The organism is Curtobacterium flaccumfaciens (assembly GCF_018598405.1).
GTDB lineage: Bacteria > Actinomycetota > Actinomycetes > Actinomycetales > Microbacteriaceae > Curtobacterium > Curtobacterium aurantiacum.
Genome location: NZ_JAHEWS010000001.1, coordinates 1 through 20,257, shown reverse-complemented (window position 1 = coordinate 20,257; position 20,257 = coordinate 1). Strand labels below are relative to the sequence as shown.

General features: G+C 72.2%; 22 protein-coding genes, 1 pseudogene and 1 riboswitch. Of the genes and pseudogenes, 10 read left to right on the top strand and 13 right to left on the bottom strand.

Annotated elements, in window-relative coordinates:
- Positions 1-50: 50 nt before the first annotated feature.
- Positions 51-530: an NUDIX hydrolase gene (locus KK097_RS00110; protein ID WP_214543307.1), complete on the bottom strand. Its 480-nt coding sequence runs from the start codon at positions 528-530 to the stop codon at positions 51-53.
- Between the two features lie 59 nt (positions 531-589).
- Here KK097_RS00110 and nagB point away from each other — a divergent pair, with 59 nt between their 5' ends.
- A complete protein-coding gene (gene nagB, locus KK097_RS00105; RefSeq protein ID WP_214543306.1) occupies positions 590-1,375 on the top strand; it encodes a glucosamine-6-phosphate deaminase in 786 nt (261 codons plus the stop codon).
- A 132-nt stretch (positions 1,376-1,507) separates the two neighbouring features.
- On the opposite strand, the gene KK097_RS00100 is transcribed toward nagB, so the two are convergent.
- Positions 1,508-2,683, bottom strand: a complete 1,176-nt coding sequence (locus tag KK097_RS00100) for a MalY/PatB family protein (RefSeq protein WP_214543305.1) — start codon at positions 2,681-2,683, stop codon at positions 1,508-1,510.
- Between the two features lie 44 nt (positions 2,684-2,727).
- Complete coding sequence (locus tag KK097_RS00095) at positions 2,728-3,300, bottom strand: TetR/AcrR family transcriptional regulator (protein WP_214543304.1); 573 nt, start codon at positions 3,298-3,300, stop codon at positions 2,728-2,730.
- A 77-nt stretch (positions 3,301-3,377) separates the two neighbouring features.
- Between KK097_RS00095 and KK097_RS00090 the strand changes: the two genes are divergently transcribed.
- Together KK097_RS00090 and KK097_RS00085 are read left to right on the top strand one after the other, a co-directional pair.
- Positions 3,378-4,274 carry an SDR family NAD(P)-dependent oxidoreductase gene (locus KK097_RS00090; protein ID WP_214543303.1) on the top strand — a complete coding sequence of 299 codons (897 nt, stop codon included), beginning with the start codon at positions 3,378-3,380 and terminating at the stop codon, positions 4,272-4,274.
- Between the two features lie 98 nt (positions 4,275-4,372).
- Positions 4,373-6,820 carry a GH92 family glycosyl hydrolase gene (locus KK097_RS00085; RefSeq protein WP_307858440.1) on the top strand — a complete coding sequence of 816 codons (2,448 nt, stop codon included), beginning with the start codon at positions 4,373-4,375 and terminating at the stop codon, positions 6,818-6,820.
- A 16-nt stretch (positions 6,821-6,836) separates the two neighbouring features.
- Here KK097_RS00085 and nagA read toward each other — a convergent pair whose 3' ends face one another.
- Genes nagA through KK097_RS00065 form a run of 4 tightly spaced genes read right to left on the bottom strand, consistent with a single transcriptional unit; the run spans position 6,837 to position 9,754 of the window.
- Entirely contained in the window at positions 6,837-8,003 is a 1,167-nt protein-coding gene (gene nagA, locus KK097_RS00080) for an N-acetylglucosamine-6-phosphate deacetylase (RefSeq protein WP_214543302.1), read from the bottom strand.
- Entirely contained in the window at positions 8,000-8,404 is a 405-nt protein-coding gene (locus KK097_RS00075) for a YrdB family protein (protein ID WP_214543301.1), read from the bottom strand. The genes nagA and KK097_RS00075 overlap by 4 nt, the downstream gene beginning before the upstream one ends.
- An 8-nt stretch (positions 8,405-8,412) precedes the next feature.
- Positions 8,413-9,273 carry a formyltetrahydrofolate deformylase gene (gene purU / locus KK097_RS00070; RefSeq protein ID WP_307858441.1) on the bottom strand — a complete coding sequence of 287 codons (861 nt, stop codon included), beginning with the start codon at positions 9,271-9,273 and terminating at the stop codon, positions 8,413-8,415.
- 25 nt (positions 9,274-9,298) lie between these two features.
- A complete protein-coding gene (locus tag KK097_RS00065; protein ID WP_214528785.1) occupies positions 9,299-9,754 on the bottom strand; it encodes a MarR family winged helix-turn-helix transcriptional regulator in 456 nt (151 codons plus the stop codon).
- A gap of 74 nt (positions 9,755-9,828) precedes the next feature.
- Between KK097_RS00065 and KK097_RS18805 the strand changes: the two are divergent.
- Both KK097_RS18805 and KK097_RS17785 read left to right on the top strand, forming a co-directional pair.
- A pseudogene (locus KK097_RS18805) lies at positions 9,829-10,125 on the top strand (SDR family oxidoreductase); the annotation flags it as partial.
- Positions 10,126-10,165: 40 nt separating this feature from the next.
- Positions 10,166-10,702, top strand: a complete 537-nt coding sequence (locus tag KK097_RS17785) for a Rossmann-fold NAD(P)-binding domain-containing protein (protein WP_250896299.1) — start codon at positions 10,166-10,168, stop codon at positions 10,700-10,702.
- Positions 10,703-10,745: 43 nt separating this feature from the next.
- On the opposite strand, the gene KK097_RS00055 is transcribed toward KK097_RS17785, so the two are convergent.
- Positions 10,746-11,219, bottom strand: coding sequence for a DUF2017 family protein (locus KK097_RS00055; RefSeq protein ID WP_214543300.1), 474 nt, complete (start codon positions 11,217-11,219; stop codon positions 10,746-10,748).
- Positions 11,216-11,521, bottom strand: a complete 306-nt coding sequence (gene clpS, locus KK097_RS00050; RefSeq protein WP_214528782.1) for an ATP-dependent Clp protease adapter ClpS — start codon at positions 11,519-11,521, stop codon at positions 11,216-11,218. The genes KK097_RS00055 and clpS overlap by 4 nt, the downstream gene beginning before the upstream one ends.
- 38 nt (positions 11,522-11,559) lie before the next feature.
- Positions 11,560-11,644: riboswitch (ZMP/ZTP riboswitch) on the top strand.
- Between the two features lie 96 nt (positions 11,645-11,740).
- Here clpS and glyA point away from each other — a divergent pair.
- The 3 genes from glyA (at position 11,741) to KK097_RS00035 (ending at position 14,496) form a co-directional block, all read left to right on the top strand.
- Entirely contained in the window at positions 11,741-13,018 is a 1,278-nt protein-coding gene (gene glyA, locus KK097_RS00045; protein WP_214543472.1) for a serine hydroxymethyltransferase, read from the top strand.
- Positions 13,015-13,950 (top strand): tetrahydrofolate dehydrogenase/cyclohydrolase catalytic domain-containing protein, encoded by a 936-nt coding sequence (locus KK097_RS00040; protein ID WP_214543299.1) that lies wholly within the window; start codon positions 13,015-13,017, stop codon positions 13,948-13,950. The genes glyA and KK097_RS00040 overlap by 4 nt, the downstream gene beginning before the upstream one ends.
- A 96-nt stretch (positions 13,951-14,046) precedes the next feature.
- Positions 14,047-14,496 carry a hypothetical protein gene (locus KK097_RS00035; RefSeq protein ID WP_214543298.1) on the top strand — a complete coding sequence of 150 codons (450 nt, stop codon included), beginning with the start codon at positions 14,047-14,049 and terminating at the stop codon, positions 14,494-14,496.
- Positions 14,497-14,624: 128 nt separating this feature from the next.
- On the opposite strand, the gene galK is transcribed toward KK097_RS00035, so the two are convergent.
- Both galK and galT read right to left on the bottom strand, forming a co-directional pair.
- Positions 14,625-15,764 (bottom strand): galactokinase, encoded by a 1,140-nt coding sequence (galK, locus tag KK097_RS00030; RefSeq protein WP_214543297.1) that lies wholly within the window; start codon positions 15,762-15,764, stop codon positions 14,625-14,627.
- Entirely contained in the window at positions 15,761-16,858 is a 1,098-nt protein-coding gene (gene galT / locus KK097_RS00025) for a galactose-1-phosphate uridylyltransferase (protein WP_214543296.1), read from the bottom strand. The genes galK and galT overlap by 4 nt, the downstream gene beginning before the upstream one ends.
- Before the next feature lie 64 nt (positions 16,859-16,922).
- Here galT and KK097_RS00020 point away from each other — a divergent pair, with 64 nt between their 5' ends.
- A complete protein-coding gene (locus tag KK097_RS00020) occupies positions 16,923-17,777 on the top strand; it encodes a DeoR/GlpR family DNA-binding transcription regulator (RefSeq protein ID WP_214543295.1) in 855 nt (284 codons plus the stop codon).
- Positions 17,774-18,706 (top strand): aldose 1-epimerase family protein, encoded by a 933-nt coding sequence (locus KK097_RS00015; RefSeq protein ID WP_214543294.1) that lies wholly within the window; start codon positions 17,774-17,776, stop codon positions 18,704-18,706. Before KK097_RS00020 ends, KK097_RS00015 begins: the two co-directional genes overlap by 4 nt.
- Before the next feature lie 89 nt (positions 18,707-18,795).
- Here the strand turns inward: KK097_RS00015 and KK097_RS00010 are convergent, their stop codons facing one another.
- Both KK097_RS00010 and KK097_RS00005 read right to left on the bottom strand, forming a co-directional pair.
- Positions 18,796-19,116 (bottom strand): hypothetical protein, encoded by a 321-nt coding sequence (locus tag KK097_RS00010; protein ID WP_214543293.1) that lies wholly within the window; start codon positions 19,114-19,116, stop codon positions 18,796-18,798.
- Positions 19,117-19,292: 176 nt separating this feature from the next.
- Positions 19,293-20,129, bottom strand: coding sequence for an SGNH/GDSL hydrolase family protein (locus KK097_RS00005; RefSeq protein ID WP_214543292.1), 837 nt, complete (start codon positions 20,127-20,129; stop codon positions 19,293-19,295).
- Positions 20,130-20,257 lie beyond the last annotated feature (128 nt).

The following is a 20,257-nucleotide window of genomic DNA, read 5'->3' as shown; positions in this document are numbered from 1 at the left end:
CGGACGGGAGGCCCGTGGCGGCCTGGCACCGCGCCTCCAGGCCGGTGGGGTCAGCGCTGGAAGCGCGCCTCGCGCTCGTCCGCCAGGCCGGCCTCGACGCGTGCACGCATGTTCTCGGACATGTCGGGCAGGGCGTCGAGCCGGGCCCAGAACGCCTCGGTGTTCTCGCCGTCGGCGGGGTTCGGCGCACCGGAGACGTAGCGGCAGGCGAAGACCAGGTCGAGGTACTGCGACCGGTCCCCGTTCGGGTAGGTCATCTCGGGCAGCGCCTGCACCCACGCCAGACGTTCGGCGACGGCGACGACGTCCGCTTCTTCGAGGACCTCGCGTTCGGCGGCGACGGCGGGTTCCTCGCCCGGGTCGACGATCCCCGTGACGGGTGTGTACGCGCCGGTGTCGGCCCGTCGCACCACGAGCAGTTCGCGCTCGGCGCCGGAGCCGCGCGTGACGACGGCCGTCACGCCGGTCAACCACAGCGGATCCGTGCCGATCTTCTCGCGCAGGGACAGGACGAAGTCGGGGGTCGGCATGCCCCCACGCTACCCATCGACCCCTGTCGCATACTGGTCATGACCAGTAGGCTGGCGCCGTGGAGATCATCATCCTGCCCACGCCGGACGAGGTCGGTCGCGTTGCCGCGGCCAAGATCGCGTCCGTCGTCGCCAAGAAGCCGTCCGCCGTCATCGGTCTCGCCACCGGATCCAGCCCGCAGGGCATCTACGCCGACCTGCGGCGCCGGGTGCGGGCGGGCGAGATCTCGTTCGCCGAGGCCCGGGGGTTCGCCCTCGACGAGTACGTCGGCATCCCGCTCGAGCACCCGGAGTCGTACGCGGCCGTGATCGCCCGCGACGTCGTGGCACCGCTCGGCTTCGACGCCTCGCGCGTGCGGGTGCCGGACGGCCGTGCCGCCGACCTGGAGTTCGCGGCGAAGGAGTACGACGCCGCGATCCGTGCCGCAGGCGGGATCGACGTGCAGATCCTCGGCATCGGGGCCAACGGGCACATCGGGTTCAACGAGCCGACCTCGTCGTTCGCCTCGCGCACCCGCATCAAGACCCTCGCGCCGTCGACCCGTGACGCCAACGCGCGCTTCTTCGACTCGCCCGAGCAGGTCCCGACGCACTGCATGACGCAGGGGCTCGGCACCATCCTCGAGGCCCGTGAGCTCGTCCTCGTCGCCCAGGGCCCGACGAAGGCAGCGGCCGTCGCCGCCGCGGTCGAGGGGCCGCTCAGCTCGTTCGTCCCCGGGTCCGCGCTGCAGCTGCACGAGCACGCGACCGTCGTCGTCGACGAGGAAGCCGCCGCCGGGCTGCAGCTCGCCGACTACTACCGCTACACGTACGCGAACAAGCCAGCCTGGCAGCGGTTCGAGTAGGCGGGCGCGGACGTCGTGCTGCGGTGAGACGCCGTCGTCTTGCTGTGACGCCGCCACGTCGCCGCAACGCCGCCGGATTCGGGGCGTCTCGACGGGTCGGGGGCGTCGACCGCACACGCCGGCGTCTTGCGCTCAGCTGCGCGCCGCTGCGGCGAGGCGGTTGAGCCCCTCGTCGAGGGTGTCCGCCGAGCACCCGAAGTTCAGCCGCGCGAAGCCTCGTCCCTGCCGCCCGAACGCGGGGCCGGAGCCGAGCGCCACCTTCGCCCGGTCGACGAGCTCCGCCGCGGGGTCGTCGCCCCACGGCAGTGCCCGCAGGTCGAGCCACGCCAGGTAGGACGCCTGCGGCTGCCGGTACTCGGCACCGGGCAACACGTCGCCGATCCGTTCGGCCAGCGTGCGACGGTTCGCGGCCAGTTCGGTGAGCAGTGACGCCAGCCAGGGCCCGCCCTCACTGAAGGCCGCGACGCTCGCCGTGTAGCCCAGGATGCCGGTACGCTCGACGACCTCGGTGGGCATCCCGTCGAACCAGGCGCGGGCCCGCTCCGAGGCGCCGATCATCAGGGCGCACTTCGTGCCGGCCAGGTTCCACGCCTTGCTCGCACTCGTCAGCGCGACGCCGAGTGAGGCGGCCTCGGGGCAGGACTCCAGGAACGGCGTGAACACCGCGTCGGCGTGCACGAGCGGCGCGTGGATCTCGTCGGACACCACGACGGCGTCCCACTCGGCGGCCAGCTTGGCGAGTGCGACGAGGGAAGCACGGTCGTGCACCAGGCCGAGGGGGTTGTGCGGGTTGCAGAGCAGCACCGTGCGGGCTCCGTCGGCGAACGCCCGGGCGACGCCGTCCAGGTCCATCCGCCAGCCGGCCGTGGTGTCGAACGGGTCGGCCGGACCTGCGGGTGCGAGCAGCGGGACCTCGGTGACGGTGCCACCGGCCTCGGACACGTACTCCCAGAACGGCGGGTACACGGGCGGCATGATGACGACCTGGTCGCCCGGTTCGATGACCCGGCGCAGCACCTCGACCGCGGCGACCGACACGTCCGTGGTGGTGCGGACCAGGTCGGGGTCGACCCGCCATGCCCACCGGCTCTCCGCGAAGTCGGCGAACGCCTCCGGCAGGGCCCGACCGTGCCCGACGTACCCGGTGTCGCCGTTCGTCACCGCGGTGACCAGGGCGTCACGGATCGGTTCGGCGAGCATGCTGTCCATCTCGGCGACGAACATGGGGAGCACGTCCGGCGGGAAGGCCGTGTACTTCTCGCTCGTGCGGGACCGGTACGCATCGAAGACGGACACCATGACGCTCATGCGCCCATCCTGACAGCGACCCCCGCACGGCGCGAGGGTGGTGTTCAGACGGGTCGGAGGCCGGTGAGCAGCACCTCGACGTAGCGCTCGGGGTCGTGCACCCGGGAGCCACCGGCCACGGCGGCCGTCCGCATCCCGCACAGCAGCCGTCGCAGGTCGTCCGCGTCCACGTCGTCGCGGACGAGCCCCTCGGCACCTGCCCGTACGAGCAGCGCGTCCACGGAGTCGACCAGGTCACCAGCGAGCGCCGTGGTGTCGGCGCACGAGAACCCGCCGTTCGTCAGCAGGTCGCCGAGGGCGACATCTCCGACCATGCTCCGGAACGCCACGGTCACGACCCCGCGGAGCGCGTCCACCGAGTCGGGCAGGGCGACGGCGACACGGACGCGGTCGAGCATGTCCTCGAGCGCGTCGATCGCGAGCGCCTCGAGCAGGTGCTGCTGCGACGGGAAGTGCCGGTACGCGGTCCCGACGCCGACACCGGCCTCGTGCGCGACGGCGTTGAGGAGGGGCTGCTCGCCGCGGTCGAGGAACGTCCGGGCGACGTCGAGCAGCGCGGTCCGGTTGCGCTGCGCATCCGAACGCAGCGCTTCGGGGCGGGCCATCGCGACGGTCATACGGACAGCCTATCCGCTTGTGCTACCGTTCCGGATGGATCATCCGATTCGAGACGACGAGTGAGCAGGAGACGGCGATGGACCCCTTCGCGTGGGAGCCCGAGCAGATGGCGGACCAGGACGGACGGACGGTCGTGGTGACCGGGGCGACGGGCGGACTCGGCCTGGTGGTCGCGAGCCGGCTCGCCGCAGCCGGAGCCCGTGTCGTCGCCGGGGTGCGCGACCTCGAGAAGGCGGCTCGCGTCCTCCCCGTCGGCGCCGGTCTGGAGGCGCGGCTCGTCGACACCGCGTCCGTCGCCTCCGTCACGGCCTTCGCCCGGCAGCTCGCCGCCGACGGCGTCGTCGTGGACGCCTTGGTCAACAACGCGGGGGTGTCGGTGTCCCGCTTCGAGCGCAGCGTGGACGGTGTCGAACGCACCTGGGCCACGAACGTCGTCGGCCCGGTCGTGCTCGCCGACGCGATGCTCCCCGTCCTCGGCGGGCCGTCGCCCCGGGTCGTACTCGTCGGGTCGAACCTGTCGCAGCGGTCGTCCCGGGTGCCGGACCTCGACGCCGTCGACGAACCGGAGCGCTTCCGGCAGCTCCCGGCCTACATCGCCTCGAAGACCGCGGCGGCCGCGCTCGCCGTCGAGCTCGGTGAGCGGCTCCGGGCATCGGGCTCGCCGGTGCGGTCGGTCATCGCGCACCCGGGCATCGCCGCGACCGGGATGAACGGCCAGGCCGAGACGGCGCTCGCACGGGTCGCCGGGCGGATCGCCCGTCTGGCCGCCCGGACCGCCGACGACGGCGCCCGGGCGATCCTCTGGGCGGCGACCGCTGACGACGTCGAGCCGGGGACCTTCGTCGGCCCCGCCCTGCGACGCTCCGACCGTCGCCTGCACCCGGTCCCGGTCCGCGGAGCCGCCGTCGACCCGGCGTTCCGGGCGCGTGTCCGTGCCTTCGTGGACCAGGTCGCCGTGCGCGCCACCGCCTGACCCGCACCAGCGGCCGTCGCCGAACCCGACGTGAACAGCGGGAGAGCGCTCGGTGACGAAAGCGGCGTCCCCCGTCCGAGGGGTCTAGCGTCGCGAACGTGAACCGATCTCGCGTGCACCGCCGCCCGCTCGTCCGTCCGCTGCCGCTCGCCGCGGTGGCCACGATCGCCGCGCTGCTGGGGACGGGGATCGTCGCCGCGCCGGCCGTGGCCTCGCCCGCGTCGCAGGCCGGCCGGACCGTCAGCGACCCCGCGCGGTACGTCGACCCGTTCATCGGCACGAGCAACAACGGCAACACCTGGCCGGGGGCCACCGCACCGTTCGGGATGATGCAGTGGAGCCCCACCGGGACCGCGGGTGACCAGACGTCGACCCCGGTCGCGAACGGGTACTCGTACGACGTGAACCGGCTGCGCGGCTTCAGCCTGACGCACCTGAACGGGGCCGGGTGTGCTCCGGGTGCCGCCGGGGACGTGCCGATCATGCCGGTCACCACCCCGGTCACGACCTCGCCGTCGGCCGACTCGAAGGACGCCGTCTACGCCGCCGGGTACTCGCACGACCAGGAGTCCGCGAGCCCCGGCCGCTACGGCGTCACGCTCGACAACGGCGTCCGCACCGACCTCGCCGTGACCACCCGCGCGGGCGTCGGCGCGTTCACGTTCCCGGCCGGCAAGGACGCGAACCTGCTGTTCCGCACCTCGAACTCGATCAACGGCAGCGAGGCCGCGATCACCCGCGTCGACCCCCGCACCCGCACGGTCAGCGGCAGCGTCCTGACGGGCGGCTTCTGCAGCCGCCGCGCGAACGGCGGCGGCGCCACCAACCCCGACCGCCGCAGCTACTACCGCCTCTACTTCACCGCGACCTTCGACACGGCGTTCGCGAGCACCGGCACCTGGAAGGACGGCACGGTCCAGCCTGGAGGCACGTCCTCCTCCGGTGGGGAGGGCTACCTGACCGGCGCCGACCGCGCCGGACGCGGCTCCGGCGCGTGGGTCGGGTTCGACGCGCGTCGCGGAGCGACGGTGCAGGCGAAGATCGGCATCTCGTACGTGAGTGCGGCCGGAGCGGTCGCCAACCGTGACGGCGAGGTGACCAAGCGCTCGACCGTCGCCAGCGTGGCAGCCGGCACACGGGCCTCCTGGAACCGCGAACTGTCGCGCCTGCGCGTCGGTGGCGGCACCGCGGACCGGACCACGCAGCTGTACACGTCCGTCTACCACGCACTCATGCAGCCGAACACGCTGAACGACCGCGACGGGCGCTACCTCGGGCCGGACCTGCGGGTGCACCGGATGGACCGCGGACACCGCGCCGTCTACGGCACGTACTCCGGGTGGGACCAGTACCGTGCGCAGATCCAGCTGCTCGCCCTGCTGCGGCCCGACGTCGCCGGGGACATGGCGCAGTCGATGCTGCGCTTCGCCGAGCAGAACGGCGGCGTGTGGGACCGGTGGCTGCACCTCGGAGCGCCGACGCACGTGATGACCGGCGATCCCTCGGCCGCGACGCTCGCCACCTGGTACGCCATGGGGGTCCGGAACTTCGACGTCCGTGCCGCCTACGCCTCGCTCAAACGCCAGGCGACGGTCGAGAACGCGGACGCCGAGAGCGACATCGGGTGCCCGGGGCAGTGCCTGGCGCAGCGGCCCGCACTCGACGAGTACCTGGAGCGGCAGTACGCGGCGAACGACGACTGCTCCTGCTGGGGCGGGGCCGCCGAGACGCTCGAGAACTCCATCTCGGACAGCGCCCTCGGGTACTGGGCCGGCTCGATGGGGCTCCGCTCCGACGCCCGCATGTTCGCGGAGCGTGGCACGTACTGGAAGAACACCTTCAACGCGGCGGTCGGACACCAAGCTGCTCGTCAGGCCGACGGATCGTGGACGCCGGGCTGGTCGCCGTCGACGGGGACCGGGTTCGCACAGGGCACCAGTGCGCAGTACACGTGGCTCGTGCCGCAGGACGTGCGGGGGCTGTCGACCGCGCTCGGCGGTGACGACGCCGCGGTCGCACGGCTCGACGCCTTCTTCCACGACGCCTCGGGCAACTGGGCGGTCACGGGCGGCGACGCCACGAAGTTCGACCCGACGAACGAGCCCGACATCCACACGCCGTGGATGTACAACGCCCTCGGGAAGCCGTGGAAGACGCAGGAGACCGTGCGTCAGGTGGTGGACGACGCCTACTCGACCGGCCCCGGCGGGCTGCCCGGCAACGACGACCTCGGCACGATGAGCGCCTGGTACGTCTTCGCCTCGATCGGCCTGTTCCCGCAGACGCCGGGGCGAGCGGAGATGCTCATCGGCAGCCCGACGTTCAGCACGGTCGACATCCGGCGCTCCAGCGGCGAGCGGATCCTCATCCGGTCCTCGGGGACCGAGCCGTACGTGCAGGGCGCCCGGTTGAACGGGTGGACGCACCAGCGGTCCTGGGTGCCGGCGTCGTTCGTGACACGGGGCGGCACGCTGTCGCTGCGGGTCGGGGACTCTGCGGACACCGGCTGGGCGAGCGGGGTGCGGGGGCGACCGATCGACCGCTGAACACACGCTGTGCGCGTCAGCGCAGCTCGCGCCCGCCGCCCCACACGCGCTCGACCTCGAGCGAGGGTGACAGCGCCACGAGGTCCGCGGCGAACCCCGGCGCGAGCCGACCCAGGCGGTCGCCGAGCCCGAGCGCTCCGGCCGGCACGCTCGTCAGCGCCGCCACCGCCTCGGGCAGGGACCGCCCGGCGAGCGAGACCGCGTTCCGCAGCGCCACGTCCTGTGTCAGCGTCGACCCCGCGATGGTGTCGGTGCCGGCGACGTGCGCGACCCCGTCGGTCACCGTGACGTCGAGCGACCCGAGCCGGTACGACCCGTCGGCAGCGCCGGCGGCACCCATCGCGTCGGTGATCAGGGCCACACGACCCGGCGTCGCCCGGAAGAGCGTGTCCGCCACGACGGGGTGCACGTGCACGCCGTCCAGGATGAGCTCGAGCGTCACCCGGTCGTCCGCCACGGCGGCGCCGATCGGCCCCGGTGCGCGGTGGTGCAGCCCCGGCATCGCGTTGCACGCGTGGGTCAGGATCGTCGCCCCGGCGTCGAAGGCGGCACGGGCCTGGTCGTACGTGCCGACCGTGTGCCCGACGGCGACCGTGACGCCGGCGTCGACGAACCGGCGGACGGCGTCGAGGGCTCCGGGCAGCTCCGGTGCGATCGTGACCTGGCGGATGACGCGATCGCCCGCTTCGAGCAGGGCGTCGACCGCGGCGGGCGTCGGGTCGATCAGGAACGACTCGTTGTGCGCACCCTTGTTGTGCGGGGACAGGAACGGTCCCTCCAGGTGCACGCCGAGCACGAGCGGGTCGGTCGCCATCACGGCGCGGACCTGTGCCAGCGACGCCGCAAGGGCGGGGACCGGGTTCGCGACGAGCGACAGGACGGAGCGGGTCGTGCCGTGCGAACGGTGCATCGCGAGCGAACGGTCGAACGAGTCGTCCTCGTAGGCCTCGGTCGCCCCACCGTGCCCGTGCAGGTCCACGAAGCCGGGCGTCAGGACCGCGTCGCCCAGGTCGACGACCCGGTCGGCCACAGGGGCCTCGGGGCCGGAGCCGGTCGCGTGGATCGTGTCGCCGACGACCAGGACCCAGCCGTCGGCCGTGGTGCCGGACGCGTCGACGACGCGGGCGGCGCGGACCAGCGTGCGCTGGGCCTCCCGGCCGGTCTGGAGGCCCGTGGCGGTCATTCGGTCTCCTTGCGGAACGCGATCACGCCGCTCAGGGCGGCGATCACGATGAAGACGAGACCCACGACCGGGAAGCCGATGGAGATCCAGCTCCCGCCCGCGGCGACGACCAGGGCGACCTCGACGATGGTCTTGCCGACGATGTCCGTCTCGATGGGGGAGCGCGGCGACCGGAAGAAGTACCAGACGACCGCGGCGAACAGCGGGGCGCCGATCATGAACAGGACGGCGGGGAACGGCACCTGCCACGACCAGTAGCCCCAGAAGGCCAGGGACAGCAGCCCGAACACCATCACGGCGACCCGCAGCACCTTCCAGGCCGCGAATCGCCGCGGCTGCCGGACGGCCGCCGGGTCGGGGACCGATTCCCAGTCGACGGGGGACTGCGGAGCGTTGGTCATGGTGCTGCCTACTTGAAGATGATGGTGCGGGCGCCGTCGAGCAGGACGCGGTCCTCCGCGATCCAGCGCACCGCCTGGGTGAGCGTGCGGGACTCCTCGTCCTGCCCGATGGACACCAGCTCGGCCGGTTCCTTGGTGTGGTCGACGCGGACGACGTTCTGCTCGATGATCGGGCCCTCGTCGAGGTCGCTCGTCACGAAGTGCGCGGTCGCACCGATGAGCTTCACCCCGCGGGCGTGCGCCTGCCGGTACGGGTTCGCGCCCTTGAAGCCGGGCAGGAACGAGTGGTGGATGTTGACTGCGCGTCCCTCGAGCGCTGCGCAGAGCTCCGGCGACAGGATCTGCATGTAGCGGGCGAGGACGACGAGCTCGACGTCGTGCTCCTCCACCGCCTGCAGCACGCGCCGCTCCATCTGCTCCTTCGACTCGGCGTCGGTGACCGGACGGTGCTCGAAGGGCACGGAGTAGAACGCGGCGAGCTCGGACAGGTCCGCGTGGTTCGACAGCACGAGGGGGACCTCGATCGGGAGCTGTCCGCCGCGCTGCCGGTAGAGCAGGTCGTTGAGGCAGTGGCCGGCCTTCGACACGAGCACGAGGGTGCGCATCGGGCGACCGACGACGTCGAGCTGGACGCGGGCGTCGTAGCGGGCGACGACGGGGGCGAGCGCGGCTTCGAACGCGGCGCGGTCCACGGGCGCCATCACCTGCAGGCGCATGAAGAAGGTGTTCGTGTCGGCGCTGGAGAACTGCTGCGACTCGGTGATGTTGCCCTGGGCGGCGACGATCGCTCCGGAGACGGCGTGCACGATCCCGGGCTGGTCGTCGCAGACGAGCGTCAGGGTCCAGTGCGTGGGGATCGGGTCGGTCACCGGTTCAGGGTACCGGGCACGGGGGTCAGGGGACGGCGGCGTCGTCGTCGCCGGCGTCCGGGCCGAGCAGCGGGAGCAGGGTCGCCGTGATCGGTTCGGCGCCGTCCCCGAACCACGCGTTGCTCGCCCGGACGATCGGGTGGGCGCGCGCGAGCAGCGCCTCGCCCTGGGCGGTCAGCCGCAGCCTGGAGGCCCGTCCGCGCCCCGGCGCAGCGCCCCGCTCCACGAGTCCCCGCGTCGCGAGCCCGCCGACGAGCGTCGTCATGCTCTGCGGTCGGACGCCCACCGCCCGGGCCAGGTCGGCCTGACTGAGTTCGCCCGCCGCGGCGAGCTGGATGAGCGCCCCGAACTCGACGGGCGTCAACCCGAGCGGCGCCAGCTCGACCGCGAGTCGTCGGGAGAGCGTCCGCGCCGCCCGGATCACGGTCCACGCCACGATGCCGTCGACGTCGTCACGCGGGGCTGGGAGTTCCTGGGGCACGGGGCGATCGTACCGGCGTACGGTCTGGTATCAGGAAACTGATACCGGGTGGGCGACCTGGAGGAGGAGTGGACATGGGTGAGATCGTGGCGGTCACGGGCGTGACCGGGGACGTCGGCGGCAAGACGGCGGAGCTGTTGCGGGCGGCAGGGGTGACGGTGCGAGCCGTGGTCCGACGACCCGAGCAGGTCGACGCGCTCCGGGCGCGGGGCATCGACGGCCGCCTGGCCGACCTCGGCGACGAGGACGCCCTCACCGCGGCGCTCGAGGGGGTCGACCGGTTCTTCCTCGTGACGCCGGTCAGCCAGCGGCAGCGGGAGCAGGGGGCCGCCGGTGTCCGCGCGGCACAGCGGGCCGGGGTCGCCCGGATCGTGCAGCTGTCGGGTGGGGACGCCGCCGAGCACTCCCCCCATGTCGTGGGCGAGCGCCGCCTGGCACACCGACCGGCTGGTGCGCGCGAGCGGCCTGGCGTGGACGATCCTCCACCCGTCGTCGTTCATGACGAACGTGCAGCCCTCGGCGCCGGCGATCCGTCGGGGATGGTTCCCGCACACCACGGGCCGCGGGGTGATTGGCTGGATCGACACCGAGGACATCGCCCGGACGGCCGCGCGGGTGCTCACCGAGGACGGCCACGACAGCACCGAACCGGTGCTCACCGGACCGGACCTGCTCGACGCGCGGGGTGTCGCCGCCGCGCTCACCGTAGGGCTCGGCCGACCCGTGCGCGCCCTGCACCTGCCGAGCCGCGTCTACGCCGGTGTGCTGCGCCTGAGCGGGGTGCCCGCCTGGCAGGCCGAGGGGCTCCGGCAGCAGTTCGGTCGGGTCGTCCGCCGCGGACTCGACGGCGTCGACGTGATGAGCGACGACGTGCAGCGCATCACCGGCACCGCACCGCGGAGCCTGACCGACTGGGCGCGAGCCCACCGCGACGACCTGCTGGGGTGACCCGTCGCGCCGGAGGTGATCCGGGCCTCCAGGCCGTGGACCGTCAGCGCGACGTGAGCGTGACGACCAGGTGTTCCTGCACGTAGCCGAGCCAGTCGTAGACGTCGCGCAGGCCGACGCCCGCGTCGGCCTCGATCGAGCGCTCCTCGTCGTCGGCGTCCTCGATGCCGAGCCGGTCGGCGATGGTCAGCCGGAGGTCCGTGAGGGTGCGGAGCCACGCCTGCTCGTCCTCGACGTCCAGCGAACCGTCGCGGGCACCCGTCAACCAGTCGTGGACGATGCCCGCGTTCGTGGTCTTCTGCGTGAGGAGGTCCGACTGCGTGTACTTCCGGAACTCCGCGCTCGCCTCGTCGTCACCGGGGTAGGCGTCGGGGAACATCCGCTCGGTGACGGGGTCGGCGGACAGGTCGCCGTCGAGGACCTGGCGCAGCTGCTCGGTGAGGGACGTGAGCAGGTCGCGCTCGCCGGAGGACAGGCCGAGGTGCACGCCGTCGGCGCGGCGGACGAACGGGATCACGCTTCGGGGGCCTTGTCGACGGTCGCCTGCAGGCCGTAGCCGTGCATGGACTGCACGTGGGCCTCCATCGATTCACGCGGTCCCGACGCCACGATCGCCCGACCGTCGTCGTTCACCTGGTGCATGAGCCGCTCGGCGTGCTCGCGCGAGAACCCGAAGTGCTGCTGGAACACGTAGGTGACGTAGGACATCAGGTTCACCGGGTCGTCCCACACCACGGTGACCCACGGAGTGTCCGCCCGCGCACTGGTCCGTTCGTCCGTGGTGGTCCGTTCGTCCACGTCGGGCGAGAGCAGCGTCATGCATCCAGGGTGACACAGGGCGGGGTCGCTCGGTACGATCGTCACGTCGCGACTGGCGTTGGATGGGTCACCATCAGGGAGCGACAAAGACACGGTGCGCGGCCGTACGCCTGGGCTGCACCGACCGACCGTCCGAGTGCGACCAGCTGGTCGTCCGCACACCGTAGGAGTCCCGTGTCCATTGCCGATCTGCCCCCGTTCGTCTCCGATTCGGACGAGGTGGCCGAGCAGGCCGCCGCCCGTGCCGCGTTCAACGCCCCGCTCACCGAGGTCGACCCCGAGATCGCCGCCGTCCTGCAGCAGGAGCTCGGCCGCCAGCGCGACACCCTCGAGATGATCGCGTCCGAGAACTTCGTGCCGCGTGCCGTGCTCGAGTCCCAGGGCTCCGTGCTCACCAACAAGTACGCCGAGGGCTACCCGGGCAAGCGCTACTACGGCGGCTGCGAGTACGTCGACGTCGCCGAGCAGCTCGCCATCGACCGTGCCAAGGCGCTCTTCGGTGCCGAGTACGCCAACGTCCAGCCGCACTCCGGCGCGACGGCGAACGCGGCCGTCCTGCACGCCATCGCCTCGGCCGGCGACACCATCCTCGGCCTCGAGCTCGCGCACGGCGGTCACCTGACCCACGGCATGAAGCTCAACTTCTCCGGCCGCATCTACAACGCCGTGGCGTACGGCGTCGACCCCGAGTCGTTCGAGGTCGACTACGAGGACATCCGCGCCAAGGCCATCGAGCACCAGCCGAAGGTCCTGATCGCCGGTTGGTCCGCCTACCCGCGCCAGCTCGACTTCGCGAAGTTCCGCGAGATCGCGGACGAGGTCGGCGCCAAGCTCTGGGTCGACATGGCGCACTTCGCCGGCCTCGTCGCCGCTGGTCTGCACCCGTCCCCGGTGCCGCACGCGCACGTCGTGTCGTCGACGGTCCACAAGACCCTGGGCGGCCCCCGCTCGGGCATCATCCTGTCGAACGACGAGACCCTGTTCAAGAAGCTGAACTCCGCGGTCTTCCCGGGCCAGCAGGGCGGCCCGCTCATGCACGTGATCGCCGCCAAGGCCACCGCGTTCCTGCTCGCCGGCACCCCCGAGTTCAAGGACCGTCAGGAGCGCACCATCCGCGGTGCCCAGGCACTCGCCGCCCGTCTGACCGCCGCCGACGCCAAGGCCGCGGGCATCGACGTGCTCACCGGCGGCACCGACGTGCACCTGGTACTCGTCGATCTGCGCACGTCCGAGGTCGACGGCAAGCAGGCCGAAGACCTGCTGCACGAGGTCGGCATCACCGTGAACCGCAACTCCGTGCCGTTCGACCCGCGCCCGCCGATGGTCACCTCGGGTGTCCGCATCGGCACCTCGGCGCTGGCGACCCGCGGCTTCGGCGACGCCGAGTTCACCGAGGTGGCCGACATCATCGCGCTGACCCTCATGCCGAACCCGGACGTCGCAGCGCTCTCGGCCCGGGTGAAGGTCCTGACCGACGCGTTCCCGCTCTACGCGTGAGCGGTTCGGTCAGCGCGGCGCTCCCGCGCGAGCTCTGGGCCGGTGAGGGCAGTGCCGTCCGCATCGACGGTACCGCCCTCGCCGCCCGGACCCTCGATGAGCTCCGGGGCCGGATCGACCGCCTGCACGAGCACGGTATCCGTCCGGGTCTCGGCACGATCATGGTCGGCTCGAACCCGGGCTCGATGTCGTACGTCGCCGGCAAGCACCGCGACTCGGCGTCGATCGGGCTCGACTCGCACCGCATCGACCTGCCCGAGACCGCGTCCGCTGCAGACATCCGGGCCGCGATCCTGCAGATGAACGACGACCCCCGGGTCACCGCGTTCATCGTGCAGCTGCCGCTGCCGCAGGGCATCGACCCGACGCCGATGCTCGAGCTGATGGACCCGGCGAAGGACGCCGACGGTCTGCACCCGACGAACCTCGGCGAGCTCGTGCTCGCCGTGCCCGGTGGTGCCGGCACGATCGACGCACCGCTGCCCTGTACGCCGCGGGGCATCGTCGCGATGCTCGACGCGTACGAGATCCCGATCCGGGGTTCGCACGTCACGATCATCGGCCAGGGGCTGACCGTCGGCCGGCCGCTCGGCCTGCTGCTCACGCGGCTCGAGGCCACTGCGACCCTGACGCACTCGCTGACGGCCGACGTCGCCGCGGAGTGCCGTCGTGCCGACATCATCGTCGCCGCGGCCGGGGTCGCCGGGTTGGTCAAGCCGGACTGGGTGCAGCCCGGTGCGGCCGTCATCGACGTGGGGATCACCCGCGTGGTCAACGAGGAGACCGGCAAGGCCAAGCTGCACGGTGACGTCGACCCCGCGGTCGCATCGGTCGCGGGCTTCCTGTCGCCGACCCCCGGTGGCGTCGGGCCGATGACCCGCGCGATGCTCATGAAGAACGTCGTCGAGGCCGCCGAACGCCAGCTGTCGTAGCCCGCGGGCGTGCGCGGCGGCGGTCGCTCGCGTGGCGCTCGCGGGTGGTCGCTCGCGTGCCGATGGTGTGCACTCCGCCGGTGCTACGGTCGCGGCATGGGGGACGAACGAATGCAGACGACGCCGGTGATGCAACCCCGGCCCGAGCCGTCGCAACTGACCAAGGACGCCCGGTGGCTGATCGTCATCGTGGCGATCTGCGTGCTGTTCCAGGCGCCGGGTTCGAGCTGGTCGACGACCTTCGTGCACGCTGGCCAGGAGTACACGTTCACGTCGAGCCCCTGGTCCCTATGGACGCTCGCGACGGTGGGGTTCGCGGTCATCGGGTTCGTCGTCGCGATCGCCCGCCGTGGTGCAGTCCGCTTCGACGAGCACGCCGTGATGGGACCGACCCTGGCAGCCGTGCTCGGGACCACCGCCCTGGTGTGGCTGCTCATGCCGGCGCAGAGCGCGTGGGTGGAGTGGGCCGTGGAGCACGGTCGGGCGCACCCGTTCGTGCTCGGGAACGTCGTGGAGCACGTCCGGTACGCGGACTCCCTCGGCTGAGCCGGCCGGCGCTGCCGTTCTTTCGCGCTGAGCGACAGTCCACGGGCCGATCGCCGCGTGACCTGTCGCTGAGCGCGAAACGCCGGGCGACCACGCGGTCGGGCGACCACGCCCCCGCGCCGTGCCCGTCAGTCGCGCCGGGCGCCCTGCGCGGCGTGCACCGTGAACACGTTCGGCTCGCGGTAGCCGGCCTCGGCGAAGGCAGCGGTGACCGCGGCGGTGATCGCACCCCGCGATTCCTGGTCGACCAGCGCGATCGCCGCACCGCCGAACCCGCCACCGGTCATGCGGGCACCGACGGCACCGTGCTCGACGGCGGTCGCGACGGCCAGGTCGAGCTCCGGCACCGAGATCTCGAAGTCGTCGCGCATCGACTCGTGCGACGCGACGAGGAGCGAACCGATCGCCCGCGGCCCCTGCTCACGCAGCGTGCGGACGGTGTCGAGGACGCGCTGGTCCTCGGTCACGATGTGCCGCACACGACGGAAGGTCTCGTCGTCGAGGAGTTCCTGCGCACGGGGCAGATCCTCGACGCTGACGTCACGCAGGGCCTCGACGCCGAGCACCTGCGCACCCTTCTCGCACGAGGCCCGACGAGCCGCGTACCCGCCGGTCGCGTGGGCGTGCTCGACACGGGTGTCGATCACCAGCACCTCGAGCCCGTTCGCCTCGAGCGCCAGGTCGACGACGGCGGTGTCGAGCGTGCGGCAGTCGAGGAACACGACGGCGTCCTGCTCGCCGAGCAGCGAGGCGGACTGGTCCATGATGCCGGTGGGAGCACCGACGGCGTGGTTCTCCGAGTACTGCCCGACGCGCGCCAGGGTCTTCCGGTCGAGGCCGAGGCCCCACAGGTCGTTGAACGCCAGCGCGACACCGCACTCGATCGCGGCACTGGACGACAGGCCGGCGCCGACGGGCACGTCGGACTCGATGAAGACGTCGAACCCGGTCTTGCCGGTCAGATCGGCCCCGGCCTGCTCGCGCAGGGCCCACGCGATGCCGAAGACGTACGCCGACCAGCCGTTCATGGCCTCGGGTGACAGTGCGTCGAGGGACAGCGTCACGGGCTCGCTCGCGGCGTCGAAGGCCGAGGCCACGCGGATCGTGCGGTCGTCGCGCGGTGCGATGGACGCGGTGGTGCGACGGTTGATCGCGAAGGGCAGCACGTAGCCGTCGTTGTAGTCGGTGTGCTCACCGATCAGGTTGACGCGACCCGGGGCGGAGTACCGCACCGTCGGCTCGTACCCGTAGACCTGCTGGAACGTCATGCGCGCTCGACTCCCTGTCGGATGAACTCGGCCGCCTTCTCGGGCACGAGGTCCCCGATCCAGGCGCCCATGGCGGCTTCGCTGCCGGCCAGGAACTTCAACTTGTCCGCCGCACGTCGCGGCGAGGTGATCTGCAGCATCAGCCGCACGGTGTCGCGGGCGGTGTGCACCGGAGCCTGGTGCCAGGCGGCGATGTACGGCGTCGGGTCGCCGTAGAGCGCATCGAGCCCACGCGTGAGCCGGAGGTGCATGTGCGCCAGCTCGTCCTTCTCGGCGTCGGTCAGGCCGGCGAAGTCGGGGACGTGGCGGTGCGGCAGCATGTGGATCTCGATGGGCCAGCGCGCGGCGAACGGGACGAAGGCGGTGAAGTGCTCGCCGGCGAGGACGACCCGCTCGGAACCGCGCTCGTTCGCGAGGTGCTGCTCGAACAGGTCCGGCCCGAACCGCTCGATGCTCGCGAGCAGGCGCTGGGTGCGCGGCGTGATGTACGGGTACGAGTAGATCTGCCCGTGCGGGTGGTGCAGCGTGACGCCGATCGCCTCGCCCCGGTTCTCGAAGGGGAACACCTGCTGGATGCCCGGCATCGCGGAGAGTGCGGCGGTTCGGTCGGCCCATGCCTCGACCACCGTGCGGGCGCGCGACTCGGAGATGGAGGCGAAGGACCCGGAGGTCTCGGGGGAGAAGCACACGACCTCGCACCGGCCCACGGAGCGGAGTTCGCGGTTCAGGCCGACGTCGCTCAGGGACTCGAGCGATTCGGGTGCGTCATCGGCTTCGAGCAACGGGCCGAACGACGGCGACCGGTTCTCGAACACCGCGACGTCGTAGCGGCTCGGGATCTCCGAGGGGTTCGCCGCACTCTGCGGCGCGAGCGGGTCCTGGTCGGCCGGCGGCAGGAACACTCGGTTCTGCCGGGATGCCGCGATCGACACCCACTCGCCGGTCAGGACGTCCTGCCGCATGCGCGCCGTCTCCGGCCGCGGGTCGAGCACGCGCTGGTCGATGCTGCGTTCCGCCGGCAGCGTCGAGTCGGCGTCGTCGAAGTAGATGAGGTCGCGGCCGTCCGCAAGCTTCGTCACGCGCTTGGTGATCACCGGAAGAGCCTAGCGCCCATCCGAAGCGTTGCGAAAGACGTCGGAAGCAAGCGAAACTGAGCACATGACGGACGCCGACCTCTCCTTCCTCGCCGGCGCACTCCCGGCACCCCTGCGCCAGGACCGCATCGTCACGATCGTCGAGGGTGCCCCCGGCATGGTCCGGACCGCCGCGTTGGCAGCGTCGCTCGGCACCAGCGAGGTGACGGTCCGCCAGGACCTCGCCGTCCTCGACCAGGAGGCCCGGATCCGCCGGGTGCACGGGGGTGCGGTCCGCCTCGCGGCCGGGTCCACCGAGCGCCCCTTCGAGGAGACCGCCGTCGAGCACCAGGTGGCCAAGGCTGCCATCGGCCGCGCCGCGGCGGCGCTGGTGCGGTCGGGGGAGTGCGTCGTGCTCGACGTCGGCACGACCCCGGCTGCCGTCGCCGAGGCCCTCGTCGCCCGGACCGAGCTCACCGGCGTGACCGTCGTCACGAACTCCCTCACCACGGCCCTCACGCTCGAGCGGGCCGTCCCGCGCTTCACCGTGATCGTCACCGGCGGTACGCTCCGGCCCCTCCAGCACTCGCTCGTCGCCCCGTTCAACGGTGCCGTCCTGCCCATGATCGCCGCGGACCTCGTGTTCCTCGGCGGCACCGGTCTCGACGTCGACCACGGCCTGACGAACGTGAACCTGCCCGAGACCGAGGCGAAGCGGATGCTCGCAGGGACGGCCCGGCGTACGGTCGTGGTCGCGGACGGGTCGAAGTTCGGCCGGGCCCACATCGGGGTCGTCCGCGCGCTCGAGGACATCGACGTCGTCGTCACCGCCGAGGCCGACGCCGCCGCGGTCGCCACGATCCGGGCGGCCGGGGCCGAGGTGATCGTCGCCGACGGCGAGCACCGCACCGAACCAGCCGGAAGGAAGAACACGCCATGACCGCAGCACCCACGGGTGGCCAGTACCGCCTCCACCACGCCGGACCCGACGGGGTCGTCGAAGCCGTGGTCACCGAGGTGGCCGCGGGCATCCGCGAACTCCGCGTCGGCGGCTTCGACATCACCGAGCCGTTCCCCGTGACGGAGCAGCCGCCCGGCGCGAACGGCATCGTCCTGGCACCCTGGGCGAACCGCGTCGCCGGCGGCGTGTGGGAGCTCGACGGCACGCGCCAGCAGCTCGACATCTCGGAGCCGAAGTACGGCAACGCCTCGCACGGCCTGCTCCGGTTCGCGCCGTACCGGGTGGTGTCGCAGACCGAGACCTCGATCCAGCAGGAGGCGACGATCCACCCGCAGCACGGCTGGCCGTTCACCCTCGAGACCCGCGTGACGCACGAACTCGTCGACGACGGCATCCGCGTCACGCACGAGATCACGAACCGCTCCGGCGTCCGTGCACCCTTCGCGGTCGGCGCCCACCCGTACCTGCGTGCCGGTGACACCCCCGCCGAGGACCTCGTCGTCACGCTCGACGCCGCGACCGCGTTCACGGTCGACGAGCAGAAGGTGCCGAACGGGTCGGTGCCGGTCGAGGGCACGCCGTACGACCTGCGGCAGGGGCGACGTGCCGGTGACTCCGACCTCGACACCGCGTACAAGGACGTCACCCCGGACGAGGACGGGGTCCGCCGCACCACGATGCACGGGCCCGAGGGCGACGGGGTCGAGCTCTGGCAGGACGCCTCGTTCCCCTACGTGCAGGTCTTCACCTCACGCGAGTACCCGCGCGCGGACGGCAAGGGTCTCGCCGTCGCGGTCGAACCCATGACGGCACCCGCGAACGCCCTGAACTCGGGCGAGGGTCTGCGCTGGCTCGAGCCGGACGAGACCTGGACCGGTTCGTGGGGGATCCGTCGCGTCTGGTCCTGACGACCCCGGTCGGCGCCACCGCTGACACGAGGAAGGCCCCGCCGGGTGTCCGGCGGGGCCTTCTGCGTTCGTGTGGGACGCCGGGAGCGTCAGCCGCGGCGCATGCGGAGCGCTTCGACGGCGAGGGACTCGGTCGCGTACCGGCCGACCTCCTGCGCCCACGCCGGGTCGTCCCCGCGGAGTGCGATGAAGTCCCTGCGCTGCCGGCAGACGTAGCCGAGCACGGCGGTGGCCGTCGCGACCTCGATGAAGTCCTTGCGGATGTGGCGGGTCGTGACCTGGGCGTTGCGGCGGAGCGTGTCGAGCAGGAGCTCGTTGCTCATCGTCGTGTTGGTCGCTGCTGCGAGCTCGACGATGCGGCGCGCGTCACCGGTGGTGCTGGTCTGCGTGGCTTCGATGGGCTCGATCACGGTGTACCCCGTTCGTTCGTGGTGGTGCGGTGCTGCAGGATCCGGTGATCGGATCCGGGAACGACACTATCGGCGGCATCCCAACAGTCCGCTGAGGATGGACTGTGGTGGGCAGGGGATCTGCCATGAGCCCGCTGGGGAGGGGTTGTACCCCGTTCAGGACCGGGCGGTGTCCCTCAGACGCACCGGGTGCTGCCGGCGGGTGCGGCGAGGGCGTCGAGGGACTCGCTGACGCGGTCCGCCAGGTACTGGTACCCGGCGTCGTTCGGGTGCCCGCCGTCCACCGCGGAGTACCCCGGGCTGTTGGTCCTCGTGAACCACCGGCCGGCGAGGGCGTCGATGTAGGGGACACCGGCCGAGGCCGCACCGGCGGAGACCGACGCGGCGACACCGACGGTCGAGTTCGCCCACGGGAGCGGGGCGGAGGGGCCGAGCGCGACGACGACCGCGTCCGGCCAGGTCTGCTGCGCCGTCCGGAGGGTCCGCTCCACCGTGGCGCGGAGGGTGTCCGCGTCGACGAGCCAGTCGTTCTGGCTGCCCTGCACGATCACGAGCTGGGGGTCGAACGACGCGTGCCGCTCGATGCGGGGACCGTACGTGTAGTGCGACGAACCGGTCCGGCCCGTGTCGACGTAGCCGGTGCCCGGGTAGCCGTCGATCTTTGCCGTCCACCCGCGGTCCTCGCTGATGTCCTGAGCCCATCCGCGGACGCCGCTGGCCGAGCCCCGACCGGAGGTGTACGAGTCGCCGACGATCAGGACGCGCGCCCCGGGCTCGATCGCTGCGGCGACCCGGTCGGCCGAGACCCCGGGGGCCGCGACGGCCGAGGCGGAGGTCGACGAGGACACGGGCTGGCAGGCGCTCGACACGGTCGGCAGGATCAGCAGCAGCCCGGAGACCCCGAGGGCCATCGCGCCGAGGGCGAGAGCCGGGACGAGCCTGCGGTGGCGTCGGCGCATCGTCGCCGGGCCGGTGGGGGTGCCCGGCCGCTCGCGCTGCGATCGTCGGCCCATCCGTCGCATTCTAGACAAGAGAGCGACGCGAGACTGGGAGGCCGGCGTTCAGGAAGGTGTGGGCCCCGTGGGGCTCGAACCCACGACCCTCGGATGAAAAGCCGGTGTTCGGGAAGGTGTGGGCCCCG